10 protein-coding genes and 1 pseudogene are annotated in these 16,769 nt (G+C 64.0%); 7 read left to right on the top strand and 4 right to left on the bottom strand.

What is annotated here, in order from left to right; genetic code table 11:
* Positions 1 to 26 precede the first annotated feature (26 nt).
* Together HPY44_19560 and HPY44_19555 are read right to left on the bottom strand one after the other, a co-directional pair.
* A complete protein-coding gene (locus tag HPY44_19560; protein NSW58210.1) occupies positions 27 to 767 on the bottom strand; it encodes a hypothetical protein in 741 nt (246 codons plus the stop codon).
* 314 nt (positions 768 to 1,081) lie between these two features.
* Positions 1,082 to 1,282, bottom strand: a pseudogene (locus HPY44_19555) (hypothetical protein).
* 591 nt (positions 1,283 to 1,873) lie between these two features.
* On the opposite strand from HPY44_19555, the gene HPY44_19550 reads away from it, so the two are divergent.
* Both HPY44_19550 and HPY44_19545 read left to right on the top strand, forming a co-directional pair.
* Positions 1,874 to 2,848, top strand: coding sequence for a hypothetical protein (locus tag HPY44_19550; protein ID NSW58209.1), 975 nt, complete (start codon positions 1,874 to 1,876; stop codon positions 2,846 to 2,848).
* A gap of 75 nt (positions 2,849 to 2,923) precedes the next feature.
* Positions 2,924 to 3,217: an Lrp/AsnC ligand binding domain-containing protein gene (locus tag HPY44_19545; protein NSW58208.1), complete on the top strand. Its 294-nt coding sequence runs from the start codon at positions 2,924 to 2,926 to the stop codon at positions 3,215 to 3,217.
* A gap of 82 nt (positions 3,218 to 3,299) precedes the next feature.
* Here the strand turns inward: HPY44_19545 and HPY44_19540 are convergent, their stop codons facing one another.
* Positions 3,300 to 4,313: a hypothetical protein gene (locus HPY44_19540; protein ID NSW58207.1), complete on the bottom strand. Its 1,014-nt coding sequence runs from the start codon at positions 4,311 to 4,313 to the stop codon at positions 3,300 to 3,302.
* A gap of 129 nt (positions 4,314 to 4,442) precedes the next feature.
* On the opposite strand from HPY44_19540, the gene HPY44_19535 reads away from it, so the two are divergent.
* The 5 genes from HPY44_19535 (at position 4,443) to HPY44_19515 (ending at position 14,022) form a co-directional block, all read left to right on the top strand.
* The gene (locus HPY44_19535) at positions 4,443 to 6,941 is read left to right on the top strand and encodes a beta-galactosidase (GenBank protein NSW58206.1); all 2,499 of its coding nucleotides are present in this window, start codon (positions 4,443 to 4,445) and stop codon (positions 6,939 to 6,941) included.
* A gap of 43 nt (positions 6,942 to 6,984) precedes the next feature.
* Positions 6,985 to 10,329 carry a hypothetical protein gene (locus HPY44_19530; protein NSW58205.1) on the top strand — a complete coding sequence of 1,115 codons (3,345 nt, stop codon included), beginning with the start codon at positions 6,985 to 6,987 and terminating at the stop codon, positions 10,327 to 10,329.
* Positions 10,330 to 10,371: 42 nt separating this feature from the next.
* On the top strand, positions 10,372 to 11,607 hold the full coding sequence (locus tag HPY44_19525) for a mannitol-1-phosphate 5-dehydrogenase (protein NSW58204.1): 1,236 nt from the start codon (positions 10,372 to 10,374) through the stop codon (positions 11,605 to 11,607).
* A gap of 241 nt (positions 11,608 to 11,848) precedes the next feature.
* On the top strand, positions 11,849 to 13,621 hold the full coding sequence (locus HPY44_19520) for a HAMP domain-containing histidine kinase (GenBank protein ID NSW58203.1): 1,773 nt from the start codon (positions 11,849 to 11,851) through the stop codon (positions 13,619 to 13,621).
* On the top strand, positions 13,621 to 14,022 hold the full coding sequence (locus tag HPY44_19515; GenBank protein ID NSW58202.1) for a response regulator: 402 nt from the start codon (positions 13,621 to 13,623) through the stop codon (positions 14,020 to 14,022). The genes HPY44_19520 and HPY44_19515 overlap by 1 nt, the downstream gene beginning before the upstream one ends.
* 92 nt (positions 14,023 to 14,114) lie before the next feature.
* Here the strand turns inward: HPY44_19515 and HPY44_19510 are convergent, their stop codons facing one another.
* Positions 14,115 to 16,760 (bottom strand): hypothetical protein, encoded by a 2,646-nt coding sequence (locus HPY44_19510; protein NSW58201.1) that lies wholly within the window; start codon positions 16,758 to 16,760, stop codon positions 14,115 to 14,117.
* Positions 16,761 to 16,769 lie beyond the last annotated feature (9 nt).

The following is a 16,769-nucleotide window of genomic DNA, read 5'->3' as shown; positions in this document are numbered from 1 at the left end:
GCAGAATGCGCAGTCTGCTGGCGTTGCTAATGCAGAACTTCCACCGATGCATCCGGCCTGAAGGGATTTGTGCGTGCCGCAAAGGAAAACAGGTACGGGTAGTCGTGCTTCAGATGAAGCATGTACTGCAACCACTGAACCAGGAGAGCCTGGTAAGCCCTGCGGGCATCCGCGGCCAGGTGGTGCATGTCGGTTGCGGGGAGCGCGGTCAGGTCGGTTCGCGCTTCCAGCTCCTCGCACAGGTGGAACACTTCCCACAGGCAGTCCGTGAAGGTCTCGTGCTCCATGAGATTGGGGTTCTCCAGCAGGCTCAAGAGAAAAGCGCGGTTGGTCTTGAGCAGGTCCCGCAGTTGCGACAGCTCTGATGGGGCAGGTCTCATCGCCACCTCGATTGCGCGCACTCTTGTTATTGCGTCACGCAGTTGCCGCTCGGTCCAATGCATGTCCACGCCCAGGAGTCCCCGCAGACTTTCATCGGGAACCGAGCAGCGATCGAGGCCCTGCAGCAAAGGCCTGCCGAGTTCACTGAAAAAAGCGCCGATAACCATGTTCAGCTTGTGGGCCCGTGCACGCCGCTCCCGGTCCGCGAGCACCCGCTCAACAATGAGTACCAGCACCAGAATGTCCACGGGCAGGAACGCGATGTCGCCCAGAAGGTAGATGAAAATGTGGTGGGCGTCGCGGAAGATCAGGTAGTGGACGAAGTGCATCAGGGCGGCCAGCCCGAGCAGCACTCCGACGGCAAGGCCGAACTCGCGGCGGGTCATTGTCAGTTCCTCCGAGGGGAGCGGACGGCGGGGATGCAGACGGCGGACACGACGAGCCGGAGGCGGGGGCGCGCCTCCGGCGGGTTCTCAGACAGCTATGGCCGGCGAGCTCTGGTCCTGGTTCGGCGGAAGCGTCAGTCGCCGACAACAGACTTCTTCTTCTTCAGTGACAGCACGAGCACCGCAACGACCACGAGGACGACCACGGCACCGCCCGCGATCAGGAGCATTGGCGGACCGGCCTTGGCCTCCCCCGCGGGGGCTTCTCCGCCGGCAGCGTCGCCGGGAGCGCCACCAGCGGCAGGAGGTCCTCCGGGACCGGCACCGGGTCCGCCCGGGCCTCCCGGACCTGCACCGGGTCCGCCCGGGCCTCCCGGACCTGCACCGGGTCCGCCCGGGCCTCCCGGACCTGCACCGGGTCCGCCCGGGCCTCCCGGACCTGCACCGGGTCCGCCCGGGCCTCCCGGACCGGCACCGGGTCCGCCCGGGCCACCGGGACCGGCACCGGGGCCACCGGGACCCTCAGCTCCGCCTGAATCATCTTCCGCGGCCTCGGCGGGTGCGGTGACATCCTCAGCAAGCACGGTCTGGGTGACTGTGAACTGGGAGCCGAAATGGTCCAGGAAGTACCCCTTCGTCGCCCTTTCTCCCTTCTTGATCTCGCGCTTGACCGCGTCGGCAACATCCTCCGCGGATCCCTTCTTGCTCTTGGGCTCTGCGTCAGCGGGAGCCGCCACCTCATACTGAATCTTGCCCGCGGGATCCATGCCCTTGACCGTCACGCGGCTGACCTCAGTCATCTGTGCATCGTAGACCCGCCAGACATCGCCCTCTGCCACGGTGATTTCCGCGTCGCGCGCGGGCTTGTCGGCATCCTGGCAGAACCCCGCGCAGGCCAGCAGAAGGCACAGCGCGACACTCGCGATCACAGCAAATTGCTGTCGGCAGCGCATCTTTTCGAGCAACGTCATTGGATATCACCCTGGGTCGGATGCTCCGGAGTGGTGGCCTGTGCGCATACGGTCGGCAAAGACATGCGAGGGAGGATTCGCTTCACCCGCCACGAATCCCTCCCCACTCACACTATAGCCACCGGAGTTACTCTCATGCAAGGCTGGATATCCCATCCCGACGCCGTAGATGCCCAGGTTGCGGCCTGGAGCGCCACCTATCCCGGGTACTTCAAGGCCGAAAGCACCACGCAGTTTGCCGGTCGCCCCGTCTGGGCGCTCACGGTCACGGATAGCTCGGTGGACGATGCCGCGAAGAAGAAGATTATGGTCTACAAGCCCCACGCCCACGAGCCCGCGCCCATCGCCGGGCAGATGAACGTAATCAACATGCTCCTTGCCGGCACGACCTTCGACGGCCGGCCTTCGGTGTTCGACAACGCCAAGACCCTGCGCAACTGCCTCATCACCTTCATGCCTGATGCGAACCCGGACGGCACCGCGCGTGCTCCTGTGGAATACTGGGACGGCAGCCGGTACACCAACGAGGAGTTCTGGGCCTGGATGCGCGGGGTGGACCCGGACACGGGGAAAATGTGGAAACGCGTGGACCTGTGGAACGACACCCAGGAAGAGAAGTTGCCCACCCGCTACGGAATCGTGTATGAGCAGATCAGCGAACACGAATATGTGGAGCCCAACCGGCATCACCGCAGCAGCCTGTTCCAGTGGATATTCCGGCTCATGGAACGATGCGACTGGGACTTTCTCCTGGACCTGCACCAGACCGAGTTCGAGCGCCAGGAGGAGAACTGCATGGTCATCCTGCCCTGCCTGTTCGACCAGCAGCCGGCGGCGATCCAGAAAATCGAGGCACGCTGGGCCGAGGCGGTCCTGGATGCTTGGCAGGCAATGGACGGGGGCAGGCCGATCCGTCCGGCGGCACCACTCAATTACACGGGCGAGCAGCGCCAGTACTTCATCGACCGCTGGGGGGAGCTGTACCAGAAGGCGCCGATCATCACCAGCGAGATCCAAAACAACAGCCCGAGAACACCGCCGGACCTGCAAATGCGCCTGAACGAAGCGGCAATCATCGCCACTGTGGAGGTCGCGCTGGCAGGTCTTTGAGCCTTGCGCACGAACAATACATCATGACTGCCGGAGTGGGGCTTGCTTCGCGGCAGAGGGAGTGATTGCAGGCAGATGGTTACCGCTATCGTGCTCATCAACACGCAGGTGGGTATGGCCCCGGAAGTGGCCCAGGCCCTGGTCGACAGCGAGAGTGTTGCCGAGGCGTACCTGGTGGCGGGAGAATACGACATCGTCGCCATCGTGAAGGTACAGGACTACGAGGACATGGCGGAGCTCGTGCCCGAGCGACTCGCGGGCATCGAGGGCATAACCCGCACGTGCACCCTCATGGCTTTCAGGCGCTACTCGCACCGGCTCTTGGAGCGCATGTGGGAGATCGGCTTCTCCGAAGACACCGTCGATTAGCATCGCGCCTGACTTGCCCTCAGCAAGACATCGGGGGGATCGCCGCCCGATTCTGGGACCTACCCGGAAGCGGTGCCTGCGTTCACTCGGCCGCGGCGCGCCACCGGCTTATGAACAAAGGGCCTGGGTCCGGCAACTCAGACGCATGCAGCCGTTCGGGGTCGAACCTGTGGACGCTGGTCTCGCGGTAGATGTAGGGGGTGCGCAGTTCGCGTGGAACCGCCGCCAGAAGCGCGCGCTCAATATCCGAAGCCCCTGGCCCCCCGCCACTGAGTGCAGCGCACAGGAGGCTCCTTGGCCCCTCCGCGGCGGGACCGGTGAGTATCTCGATGGCGGCTTGCGCGTGGGCGGCGGCGATGCCCGGCATGCGGAAGGAGAGCACCTCCATGTCCGCATCGGGCAGAAGGCGACGGTACAGTGCGAACAGGTCGCTCCAGTCGTGCACGCCGCCGGCGGTGCAACTTGCAGCGATGATCATGCAGCCTATGTACGCGAGCTCCGAACTGAAGGCCTCGCGGAGCAGATCGGGATCCACCGCTTCCGCGGGCTGCCAGTCGATCAGTGTGAGCAGCGCGGTCACGGCCTGGGTCTGGTTGCGGTAATTGTGCTTCAGAAGGGACATCCCGGCGCCGCGCAGCATATCGCGCCAACTGATGAGGCCGTCCCGAGTGGTCTCCCATACGCCCGCGATCAGATCGCTCTGGGCCTCCCAATCCTTCGCGGTCGCATTGGTCGCCGCAAGCCATTCCCTGTGCTCGCCCAGAGCGCGGTCGATGAATGCTTCGAGACGGGGGCGCGCTTCCTTGCACAGCGTGTGGCCGTCGAAAAGCTTCACCCGTCCCGCCTGCGATAAAGCGCCCAGGAGTGACGGGGAGTCGTGGAAGCAGTGTTGCGGATCCCAGGGAGGCTCGGACCAGGTCAAATCCGCCGTCAGCGTGTCGGCAATCAGCAGCAGGCAGGCGTCGCCAATGCAGCCGGTGATATGCTGCACCGCCCATCCAGGCAGTTCGCGGTGTGGCAGGAGAGCCTTCTGGGAACCCGAGGAGCCGGGTGGCCCTGAGAGACTGCTAACTAGAAGCGTCAGCCGATCGGACATTCTTTACCTCGACCGGTGGCGAATGCCACCCCCCGACAACGGGGTGCTTAGCACTCCCGTGGACAGTGTGCCACCGCCAATGTGCCATTATACCAGTATGAGGCCGTCGTGAAACAGGAGGACTGGGTAATGCGGTGCAACCGGGTGTCCCGCACAGCAAAGGTATTGGCGTTCGCCGCCCTATTGTTTATACACACCAGCATTGCCGCCGACACCCTCCTGGTGGAATCTTTCGAGAGCGCCGACGCCACGTCACGCTGGCAAGTGGCGGGGGAAGCGCAACTCAGCGCACTGCATGCCACGGACGGCAAGAAGTCGCTGTTCGTGCGCTGGCCCCAGGGACGCGGCCTCCTGACCGGCGGGTTCCCGGAAGACTGGTCGGGCTGGGAATTGCTCAAAGTCAATTGCCACAACCCCGGTCCACCACTCACCGTGACCCTCAGGGCCGACGATGAGACCGGCGCAACCACCAGTTCCTGGTATCACTACCTTCGCAGTGGTAACAACGTCCTCGAGTTCAGTGTTCCTGGACTGGCGGAACGGATCGATGTCTCCCGTATCCGCTCCGCTCACATCCGCGTCGACCCGCCGCGTGAGCGCCCGCTGGAGCTGTACTTCGACGAGATCCGCTTCTGCCGCGATGAGCCCCCCGAGGTCTACGCCCCCCCATACACAGAGCAGAAACCGATTCCGGACGCCGCGGGGTCCATCATTGCCAACGGGGACTTCGAGACAGGTCTCACCGGGTGGCGGACCTGGGGAGAGTGGGACGGCGGGCGCTATGAATTTGGGTCCGGCGCGGGTGAAGACGCCTACTCCGGCGCCGCATCGGTGGCTGTCATCTGTACACGCGTTGGTCGAGGCGGGCTGTTCACTGACTCAATCACGATACCGGCCACGGCCACGTGGCGACTGTCCTTCCGGGTCAAGTCCACGATGGGCGGGAAAATTCGCTACGGTTGGGCGACATCGGACGCCGAGAACGATCTCAAAGAGACGCCGGCCGGGAAGGACTGGCAACTGGTGCAACTCGAGCTTCCCCTGAAGAAGGGCGCGCAGGGGAATGTGCACTTACAAAGCCTTGCTCCGGGCACCGTCTTCTTCGACGAAGTGCGTCTCGTGCCCGGCGGAGACAACGCCCCCGCGATTGCAGCCGAAGCGGTCCCCGGCAATCACGTCAAGAACCCCGGGTTCGAGCTTGGCCTGCACGCCTGGGGAAGCTGGGGCGAGTGGGACGACGGGCTGTACGAGTTCGGCACCGGAACGGGAGTGAATGCCCATACCGGGCAGACCTCAGCTGCGGTCATCTGCAACAGGCAGGGCCGCGGCGGCATCTTCACAGACCCAATGAAGCTCGACGCCGACGTGTATACCCTGCGCTTCGTGGCCCGGGCCACTGAACCCTCCACCATCCGTTTTGGGGTTATCTACCCGGGCGGCCAGATGATGCGGGATGCCGACGTGAGCAGGCAGTGGCAGACATTTGATCTCACCGTCCCATCAAGTCTCGACGGAGACTGGCGCGTGTACCTCATGAGCACCGGGACCGCCACGGTGTACTTCGATGAGGTGACGCTGGTCGGCTCGAAAACAGAAGCCGGACCCGAAGATGCACTCCCGAAGGCCCTTGGGCCTCCCGCCAAGGTGGAACTGAGGAACGGACATACTTACCTGAACGGCGAGCCATTCTTCGCGCTGGGCATGTACCGCGCAACGCCAGAAAACCTCAAGGGCACCGCATTCAACGTGATCCCCGGTTGGGCATCTCCCGGCGCCGGCCTGCTCAATGACTGCGCGGCCAACGGGATCTACGCCCTGCCCGATCTCACAGGTGTCATGCGCGGACATCTACCCCAGCAGGTCACAGCGGTCGCCCGGCCCATTATGGATCACCCCGCGGTATTCGCCTGGTATGTCTGCGACGAGCCGGATCACCAGCGTTGGGCCGTGCCGCCTGACGAAATGCGTCTGGCGAAGCGACTGCTCGCTGAAACCGACCCCAACCACCCCGCCTGCGCCGTTGTCATGTCCTGGGCAGACAGCAACCTGTACCGGTACGCGGACACCGTGGACATCCTCATGACCGACGTCTACCCCATGGGTGAGAAGCATCCCGCCGACCTGCACCGCATCGCCGATGCCACTGCGATCATGCGCCGCGCGGTGCGGGACGAACGGCCCATCTGGACGGTGATCCAGGCAACCGGCCAGGGCACGCCCGAGGAGCACGTGGCCGCGGCATGGCTTGCCATCGTGGAAGGCGCGGACGGGCTGTTCTTCTGGGAATACGAGGATGCAGTGCGCGACCGCCGAGTGTGGGACAAGGTCTGCGCGATCGCCGACGAGATCAAGTCCCTGCGTCTGGTCCTAACGTCACCGGACGCGAGCCAACAGGCTCGTGAAGAAATGCCCGGCCTGCGGACACTTGTGAAGAACGCTCCCGACGGTCGCTATCTGATCGCGGTGAACGGGACGGGTGACGACCTCGGCGCCTGCGTCATCGGGCTGCCGAGCGTGGCCGACGGCCCGGCCTGGGTAGTATCCGAGGACCGCAGCGTCCGGGTCACCAACGGGACGCTGACAGACGTTTTCGGGCCATTCACCAGGCATATCTACAAGCTGCCCTGAACGCCGGTTCCACCGGGACCCGGTGCAAAGCGAGGTCGATTTCATGCGCATTACGGCTCTTGTCACTGCTGCACTCGTGGTCTGCGTCGGTTTCACGGAACCCGTCTACACCGCCTATCGTGCGAGTTCGGTGCCGATGATCGACGCTGACCTCAACGACCCCTGCTGGGCAAATGCGAGCGTGACTTCACGCTTCCTCTCCAACAGCACCGATGATGCGCCTGGCGAGGAGACCCGCGTGCGGCTTGCGTGGGACGACCGGTGCATTTACATCGCGGTGGAGGCTTTCGAGGCGAACCTCCAGCCTGCCCTGAACATGCTGCACCTGGTGCCGGCGACGAAATCCGGCCTGGACGCCAACGTGTTCGGCGACGACTGCGTGGAGATCTTCCTGGACCCTCCGGGCGATTCGTATTTCCATTTCGGCGCCAATTCCGGAGACGGCTCCTACGATGCCTGGGCTACAGACAACGCCTGGAACTCCGGCTGGCTAGTGGCTGCTCACCGGGGCGAGCACAGTTACGTGGTGGAGGCAGCCATCCCGCTTGAGTCAATGGGAGCACCCCCCCGGGGCGACTGGCGCGCCAACTTCACTCGCCACCGGCCCGCCGCGAAAGAGTACAGCACCTGGTCCGGGCTGCGCGGTGCCTTCCATCAGCCCGAAGCCTTTGGGACACTTCGGTTCGCCGAAAGCGGTCCCGCGTTGGGTCCTGTGGCTATCGAGGCAGGAGCGGGCGAGGTGCGCCTGCGGGCAACCGTGACTGCACCCGAGTGCGCCGCTCCGTCCTTCCGGGCACAGGCGACGGCCGGAACTGCCACCGTTGAGGCCCGAACGGAGGGAACAGGCGAGAAGACGCTGGCCATCAGACTTCCGGCACAGGCCGCCACGAGGGGCGCCTATGCGCTGACGTATACTCTCGAGGATGGTGGCAGGCCGGTGCTGGTCTCCGCGCCGATCCCAAACCGTCTCGCCGCGGGTGTGGTCACGCTGAATCTGCGAGGCACGGACTCGCACTCCGACCTGACCGTCAACGGCAAGCCCGTGGACACCGAGACCGGACCGGCGGAGCTTCTGCTGGACCCCGGGCTGAATCTCATCGCCATTCATGCCAGCGCCGACGGCGAGAACCCCGGCCTGATGCCGTCCCTCGCGGTCGAGGGAACAGCTCTGCGCCTGCGTTGGCTGGCTCGCGATGAGGCTCCCGCGGAAGACTGGCGCACGGTACTCCCCAAACAAGGCTGGGGCCCGGCAGCGGTTGCCCCGGGCGGACTGTGGAGCAAGCCCGGCGCGCAAGACTGTTACCTGGTCGCCGGGGTCTGGGTCGGGGACCGCGGCCCGGCGTTTTTCCCCAACACGGACACTTTCTACTTGCCCCGCGGAAGCAGGCAACTGGTGCGCATGCCGCTAGAGATCGCGCCTGACCTGCCTTCAGAGGGATACCGGACGGTCTTCGAGGTGCCCGACGGCCTGCGTGGAATTGTGGCCGATGCCCTCGGCGGAACCGGAGCGCCCAAATTGGAGCGCACTGGAGGGCTGACCCTTCAGGGCCTTGAGATGGCCCGCTACACGGTGAGCTATCAGCATCTTCCGGGTGAGGGAATGGAGCTGTCCGTGCGCTGGGGCGATGCCTCGGGCCACACCCTCGCCTACCAGCCGGCCTTGACCTCCGGAGGCACCCACGACTGGCGGCACTTGTCGGTCACGCTCACACCGCCGCCCGGTGCGACCAGCGCTCATCCGCTTGTCATAAAATGGCAGGACCGGGGAATTGTGGGCACTTTCTGGGTGGACAACATCGTCCTGCGCAAGGAGGGCAGCCCGCAGAATCTCCTGAAGATGGGCACCTTCGACGAGCCGGAATGGGGCAGCCACGGGCTGCTGGTATCCGAGGGCAAGGACGGCTCCAGGTGCGCGAAGATCGTGTCCACGAAGGACAATGCTGACCGGCAGCAGGCGATCTGGGTGGACAAGGAGGGCGTGGTCGAACTCGAGCCCGGTACTAGATATGTGCTGGAGCTGGACGTCAAGTGCGAGAAACTCGGCTCGCCCACCAGCCGGCCTCTGGTGGGGCTGCTCTTCGAGGCCGACCCTGACCAGGCGGAGGGAGAGTATCCGGCCCGCGTCTACCCCGAATTCATGCATGGCACGGTGGTAGGCCTGCCCCGCACCGCGCGGGTGAAAGTGCTTCCCGCCCTCAAGAATGCCCGGCCTGCCCGGGCGCGGATCACTCCGTGCTATTACAGTACGCGCTTTTCTACCCCCGAGGCCGCGGAAGCATACGCCGCCAACTGCCTGGCATCCGGTATCACCTGGACCTACGGGACCGTGAATAACGACATCGCGCCACTTCTCCTGTCACAGGGGAACAAGGTTTTCCTGAGCATCGGCTGGGAGCCCTGGAGCGTTTTGGCGGGCACTCGGAAGCTCATCGAGGAGCGGCCCGACCTGGCGGCAGTGGACTTCAAGGGCAAGCGGATTGAGCACACTTTCTGCCCCACCTGGGTTCTCGCCGAGGGCCGGCCGGTAATCGACGCCCTCCAGGAGTGGCTCTTGGGCACGGTCAACTCCCAGCCGTACGCCGGCGCTAACTGGGATGTGGAGCAGCCGGTCATCGACCCGCCCACCTTCTGCACCTGCGAGCGCTGTCTGGAAGCCTTCCGCAAATTCGCGCAGATACCCGCTGATGTAACGCTCAACGCAGAGACCGTGCTGTCGAGATACCCGTCACAGTGGACTGACTTCCGCTGCGCTCAGAACGCGGAGATGGCCGGACACATCAGGCGCATTCTCAGCAAGGCGGACCGCCCCGTTGAGTTCTCTCTCTACTCGGGCTATCAGAGCAAGCGCACAAAGGAACACTACGGCGTAGACTGGGCGCTGATGGCCCCCCATCTCGACCTGGGAATTGCGGGATATGGCGGGGGGCGCACGGAGATCCGCGACACCATGGCTGCGCTGGGTGATGTGCCCTTCATGGGTGGCGAGATGTGGTACCTGTCCGACCGCGACACCTCTCAGCCTGCGCCGAAGATGGAAACGTGGCGCAACCGTATCCTTCGCCAGTATGCAAACAGCGGCTGCAACGGCTGTCTCATCTGGTGGCTACCGCCCATGGAAGGCGGTTCCTTCTACGCTACATCGGAGGCCACTGAGATCATCGCTGCCAATGAGGAATTCTTTCTCGAGAGCCGGCGTTGCGACCAGAAAGTGCAGGTGGAGGGCCTGTCCAGCGAGAACTGGTTCGCCTTCGAGAAAGACGGTACGGTGCTGGTCATGCTTCTGAGCTTCCACGACAAGGCACTCGAGACCAGCGTCACCTTGGGCGAGCGCAAGAAGGATCTGATCCTGGAGCCCTTTGGCGTCGCTTTGGTCCGCTTCGAGCCTTGAGTTTGGGCCGCGACTCACATGCGGCGAGGAGTCGAGAGACCTTTGATCAATGAACGAAAGATGGTGCAATTTGGCGCGGGGAATATCGGTCGGTCTTTCATAGGCCAACTGTTCGCCCGCGCGGGGTATGAAGTCGTTTTCGTGGACGTAGTGGATGAGGTCGTCAACGCCCTCAACGAGCGTCGCAGTTACACGGTGGAGGTCCGGGACCGCAACCCGGAAACGCTGCTCATCGAGAACGTCCGAGCCGTCCACGGCGCCAACAAGGACGCAGTGGTGGCCGAGCTCGCGGACTGCCGCCTCTGCGCCACAGCGGTTGGCCCGAAGGCGCTGGTGGCGATCCAGCGAGCGCTGGCGGCAGGTATCCTCGCCCGGACGGAACGGGGCCTGCCACCCCTGGATGTGATCCTCTGCGAGAACCTGCGCGATGCTGCCTCGTTCATGGCCGAAGGTCTCGCGAGCAACCTCCCGGAGGGGTTCCCCCTTGCCGAACGGGTCGGGCTCGTGGAGACCAGCATTGGCAAGATGGTGCCGATCATGCCCGATGAGGTCCGGCGTCAAGACCCCCTCCTTGTGTACGCTGAAGCCTACAACACGCTCATCTGCGATCGCACGGCTTTCCTGAATCCCGTGCCCGACGTGCCGGGTCTGGATGCGCGTCAGAATATGACCGCCTACGTGGACCGGAAGAGTTTCGTGCACAATTTCGGGCATGCCCTGTGCGCCTACTTCGCGCACCTGGAGGCCCCGGAACTGGTGTACACCTGGCAGGCGGTGGAGCACCCGACTGTCGGCCCAGCGACCCGCGCGGGCATGTGGGAGAGCGCTCGGGCGCTCATCGCGCGGTATCCCGGAGAGTTCGACGAGGCCCACATGGACGCCCACATCGAGGACTTGCTCTCACGTTTCTGCAATCAGGCCCTGGGCGACACCATCTACCGCGTGGGGCGGGATATCTCCCGCAAGCTGAGCCGCGAGGACAGAGTGATCGGCCCGCTGCTGCTGGAGATCGAGCAATGCGGCGCGCCGGGGCCGATGACGGCCCTTTGCGCCGCAGCGGGCATGCAGTTCCGAGCCCTCGACGAGCATGGCCAGCCCTTCGGCCCGGACATCGAATTCGCGGAGAACGTCTACTCGCGCGGCCCCGAGTTCGTCTTGAGCGAGACCTGCGGACTCGACTGCACGCGCGAGCCCGACCGCACGGCATGCAAGGCGGTGCTCAGTGCTCATGCCGACCTGCTTGAGAGGCTCGCCTCAGGGGCATCCATCTTCGGATAGGCATCCTGATTGGAGGTAATCTTTAGCTTACATTTAGTCTAGCCGAGCCGCCAGTCGCGGTATCGGGCTGGTAGAACCCCCAATAATGCCCCTAATCTCTGTATTAGGGGCATTTTGCTTTTCCTCGTGTCGTTCAGAAGACTGCCGCAAATGCATGAGATACTCTTGACTTTATCTTGAGAATATTCTAAGCTTTATACACGTACCAGTCTTTCGGGGGGGGCGGCCAGGGGGGCCGCAAATGACCACCATAGCAAAGACCTTAGCCCTGCCAAGGGTTACGGTCCGAAAACCCATCGCACTCTCTTTTCCCCGGAAGCTCATCCTGGCCTTCGCCATAGCCATCGCGATTCCACTCTTCGGCTATGCCGTGTTCATGCACGCTATCAATGGCCAGCGGATGCGGATGCTCGATGAAGCTGCGCTGAATCAGCGCCTCGCCGTGGTTGTTCAGCATGTCCGGGCTATGGGATTGCGGGTCCTGTACACGGCGACTGCCGCCCGTGACGAATGGTTACAGAAAGCGTCGCACGGCAAGTTCGAGACAGTCGGGCCCGCATTCCTGCGGGAGTTGGCGGATTCCCAGGGGATCAGCGCCGCGGCGATCCTGAGAACGGGGGGAGCTCAGTCGCCCGCGGTGCTTGGCCGGGATCTGGCGCTGGATGCCATGCTCACTGAGACGTCGCACGCTGCCGCCGCTCTGGACGGCGAGGCATCGTGGGGAGTCGTCGGGCACCGAGACAGCCTCGTGGTCGTAGGCGCTGCGCCTTTGAAGTCCCGTGACGGCTCGGACACCACCATCGGCGCAATCCTGGTGGGACGCCAAATCACCGCGGAAGAGATGGAGTCGGTAATGGGGGCCGATGTCTGCGAGGCGGCCCTGTGCACACTCAAACCGGGCGACACGTTCCGTACCGGGCCAGGCTCCAAAGCCACTCCAGTGCGCAATACATCAGGCTTTTCGGCGACTACCGTGGATGGCGAGAGCACCGGCGAGACTGTCTCGATGGCCATGGTTTTCGCCAGCGGATCCCAGGAGGATGCGCCATCGCAGCTTACCGTCACCATGAACAGGTCTGCCCTGCCGGGCCGTGGTCCCCGGTTCGTGACTGTCGCATTCGGCGCATTTGCATGTGCTCTGTTGCTGGGTGCCCTGCTGACAAGTCTCGTCACAAACTGGATCAACCAGCCTCTGGAAGAACTGCGTGAGCGCGTCGAGGACCTGGCGGCGGGAAAGCGCGGCGCGCCACCGTTGCAGATCGAGACTGACGACAGCCTTGGGCGCCTCGCCCGGGCCTTCAATCACATGGTCGCAAGCCGCGAGGAGACCCAGGAACTACTCCTGCACAATGAGCGACTCGCCATGGCCGGGAAGCTGTCGGCAGCCATCGCACACGAAGTCAAGAACGTGCTGGCGCCCATCCACCTGCGTGCTGAACTCTTGATGCAGTGCGTCCGCGACCCTCTTGCCCGGGAGAATCTTCAAGGCATGCAGGCAGAGATCGACCGGGGCGCCGCGCTCCTGCGCAATCTCCTGGATCTCGCCCGTAACAGCGGAACGGAAATGCGCGCGGTTGCAGTGGATGAGTTGCTTTTCCGGGCCGCAGACCTTGTGGCTCCCCAGTTGAGTCAGTCATCCACTGCGCTGTCTGTCAGTGGCCTGGGGGATGAGACCCTGGTCTGGGGCGATCAGTCCGAGCTTCTCCAGGTACTCGTCAACCTGGTGAACAATGCGACCGATGCCAACGCTAAGCACGTGACACTCAGTGCCGATAAGACTGATGGCTGCGTCAGGATCACGGTCACGGACGACGGGACCGGGATGGACGAAGCCACACGCCAGCGAGCGCTGGAACCGTTCTTCACAACCAAGCCCTGCGGAAAGGGGACAGGGCTTGGGCTGAGCATCTGCCACAGCGTCGCCGAAGCACATGGGGGAACGCTTTCCATTGAAAGCCAACGCCACGCCGGCACTCGCGTCAGCCTCAGTCTGCCGGCAATCGGAGAAGACTAATGCCCCTACTTAGAGTGCTCGTGGTGGACGACCACAAGGCCCTGCTAGCCGTCCTGCAGAACGCTCTCAGCCTCATGGGCTGCGACATGGTCGGCGCTTGCACCCTGCGTGATGGGCTGCGCCTGGCGCTGAGCCAGGACTTCGACATCATCCTGCTGGACAACCACTTTCCCGAGGGCCACTGTGACGCCATCGTGCCCTCCTTGGTGGCAAGCAAGCCGGATACGCCGATCGTGATCATCACCGCGAACCCCGCCGATGCTCACGTGACCAACGCCATGCGCCAGGGAGTGCGACAAGTAATCCCCAAGCCCTTTACCCTTGAGCAGATAGCGAGCGTCTTGGAGCGCTATACGGGGCTGATCATCCGGACGCCGCAAGCCGCGACCGGCGTCGCCTGAAGAACCAACGACCGCGGAACCGACAAGGGGACGGACCCGGCTTCGAGTATCCACAAGAGCCACGGGCCCGTCCCCTTTCGCGCATCTGCAGCCTACTTCTCCAGCACAATCGTGCGCGTCGCCTTGCCTGTCAGGTCGAGGCGCAGGGCATCGGCCTCGACAGCCACCGGGCGCTCATCCAAAAGGTCGCGCGCCTGGAAGCCATCCCCCAGCCCAAGAGCTTGACAGTCCAGTCGGACAACCACCGACGCGGTATCGTCTGTGGGGTTGTGCACGCTCAGGTAGATACGCTCCCGTGATCCAAATCGCTCCAGGCGCACCGTTGCGGGCTCGGCGGTGGCATGGGTGATGGGCTCCCATCCAGCCGCCGACAGCTCCCGCAGGCCTTCAGCGAACTGAGCCATCACCGGAATCTCGTTGCCGTGGCCGGGGTAGATGCCATGGAGCAAATGCCAGGCCACTTCCCAATCCGGCCGCGGACTGTAGGGCAGATCAGTGCAGGCCTTGGTGCGCGCGATGGCCCGGATATAGTCAGGATCGGCGAACTGTGTGGCCTCGGCACCGAAAATGTCCAGGTACGGGGCGGCGAAGGTCAGCCACGCCGGGGTGCTGCCCCAGGAGCAGTTGGCCATGAGCAGGCGCCCGTCCTCATGGGTTGCGGCGGCAAGCTCCCGCAGCCACTCCACAGTGGCGAAGGCCGCCACCTGCACCGGACGAAAATCACCGGCCGAGAAGCTCAGTGGAATCTGTGAGTACTTGAAGTGCTCCCGCCTGTAGTTCGCCCGGAATGCCTGCCCATATCCGCCGAAGGAGTCCAGACCAATGCCGTCATACCGCGCACCGGCGTCCTCCGCGCCGCGCAGCCCCCAATCCAGGTATATCTTCCGGTTGAACCACCCCTTGCCTTCGGGGATATCCGGGTCGAGGTTGCAGGGGAAGATGATCCCCCATTTGCTCTCACTCATCCAAGGATACTGCCCGGCACCGCCCACCGGCTTGAGATCCCGGTCGAAATTCACGCTGAGCCGGGCCGCATTGGCGACCGTACGCAGCGCCTCCTTGTGGGAATGTGCGGCCACCCAGTTGCCCGGAGTGTAGCTGTGCGAGTAACCCAGCTTCGCGAAAGCTTCGAGCTCAGCATCATCTCCGGAGGCAATCAGTTCCAGCCGCTTGAGCCCTTCCTCCGCCGTGGGGCACCGGTCGAAGTCGCCCATGGTCTGCTGGAAGAACTCGGGCTCGATATACAGCAGGGAATAGACGTTGTTTTCGTTATCCCATTTCACGGCCTCGTTCCCGCCCGGACCCCAGTGGAATCCGAAGCCACCTTTCAGCGCATCGGGAGTGTCCTTCATGTGCCCCCAGACATACCAGCCGCCTTCGCGCGCCGGGTCGGTGCGCCGCGAGAAGAAGTCGGGGAAGAACCCGTAATACCGGTCCAGCGCCGACCGGAATCCCCATGCGGGATCATGGGAGTACACGAGAATCCGGAAGGGCGCGCTGGACAGGGAGCGCCCATCCACTGCGGTCTCCGGAATGAGGCCGAAGTCCAGCACGATATACAGCAGGTTCAGCGCCGGGTTGCAGGCGATCCGGTGCACCACTGGCTCGTCCATGCGGATGCCCAGGGTCACCCCCGCTTTGCCGGGAAGTGTCACCGCGCCGATGGGGTACTTCGAATGCGCCCCGTTCAGGCCGTACTCCGTACCCAGCTCCAGCGCCGACAATTCCAGCTTCTCACCGGCCAGGGAGCGCGATTTCGCGGCGCTGTCCCACCATTGCCAGCCATCGCCGGACAGGGGCACTGCCAATGCAACCTGCACCGCTCGGTCCTCCCCGCGCATATCAGTGACCGTGCCCCGGACCTCGATGTACCCTTCGCCTGCTTTGTATGCAGCATCGAGTTCCAGGCCCAGAGCATCCACCCGGGAGTGGTGCCGCAGGCCGTCCTGCGTGGCCTCAAGAACGCCACCGGCCGGAACCGGAGGCGCTTGCCCGGTGGCATCCCTGAGCAGGATGCCGGTCGGCGCGTCCCCAGCAACTCCGGCTTCGGTGCCCGCGTGGAGAACCCGGCGGATCCGTCCATCCGGCGCGAACTCCAGCGTCAGGTCTCCCGCGCCGATGGTACCCGCCACGGTCTCATCCGCCACCGGAACCCGCAGATCGCTGCTCTCATAGACTTCTGTGTCGAACAAGGCCGCCTGTTCCCCGACACCCTCGAGGGCCAAGTCGGCAAATTCCCAGCGGTAGGTGTGAGCCGTGTCCAGCGGGGTTTCGTAGATGTACAGGTCCACCTGCTGGATTGCACTGCGGTGCAGGGTCATGATCCAGTCGCGGTAATCCATCCAGCGGTTCACCGGGACATAGTGTTCGATCACTTGCTGCACGCTGGGTCTGCCGGGCAGGTTTGCGTGCCGGTGCTGGTCGTCGTAGAAGACCGCGGCAACCCGCTTTTCGCGCACCGACGGGTCCTCGCACACAACACGCACCCGCCACCTTAGGCGCATGAAGTCGGTCAGGTCGCGTGCGGGGTCAAAAGTCAGACGCAGCTTCGGGTAATCCTCGGCTCCGGCGTTTGATGTGACCTCGGCCCACAGGGGCGCTTCTTCGGAGGTCCCCACAGTGATTGTCGGGCCATCCCGGTCGAGATTGCCGGTCCACGCGCCGGCATCGCGCAGGAGATCCAGCGGGAAGGCCACGGAAGCAACAGCAAGTGCGGACAGCATCAGCAGACGAATCATCTGTGTTCC

This window comes from Armatimonadota bacterium (genome assembly GCA_013314775.1).
GTDB lineage: Bacteria > Armatimonadota > Zipacnadia > Zipacnadales > JABUFB01 > JABUFB01.
This window is presented reverse-complemented; position numbering and strand designations above follow the sequence as displayed.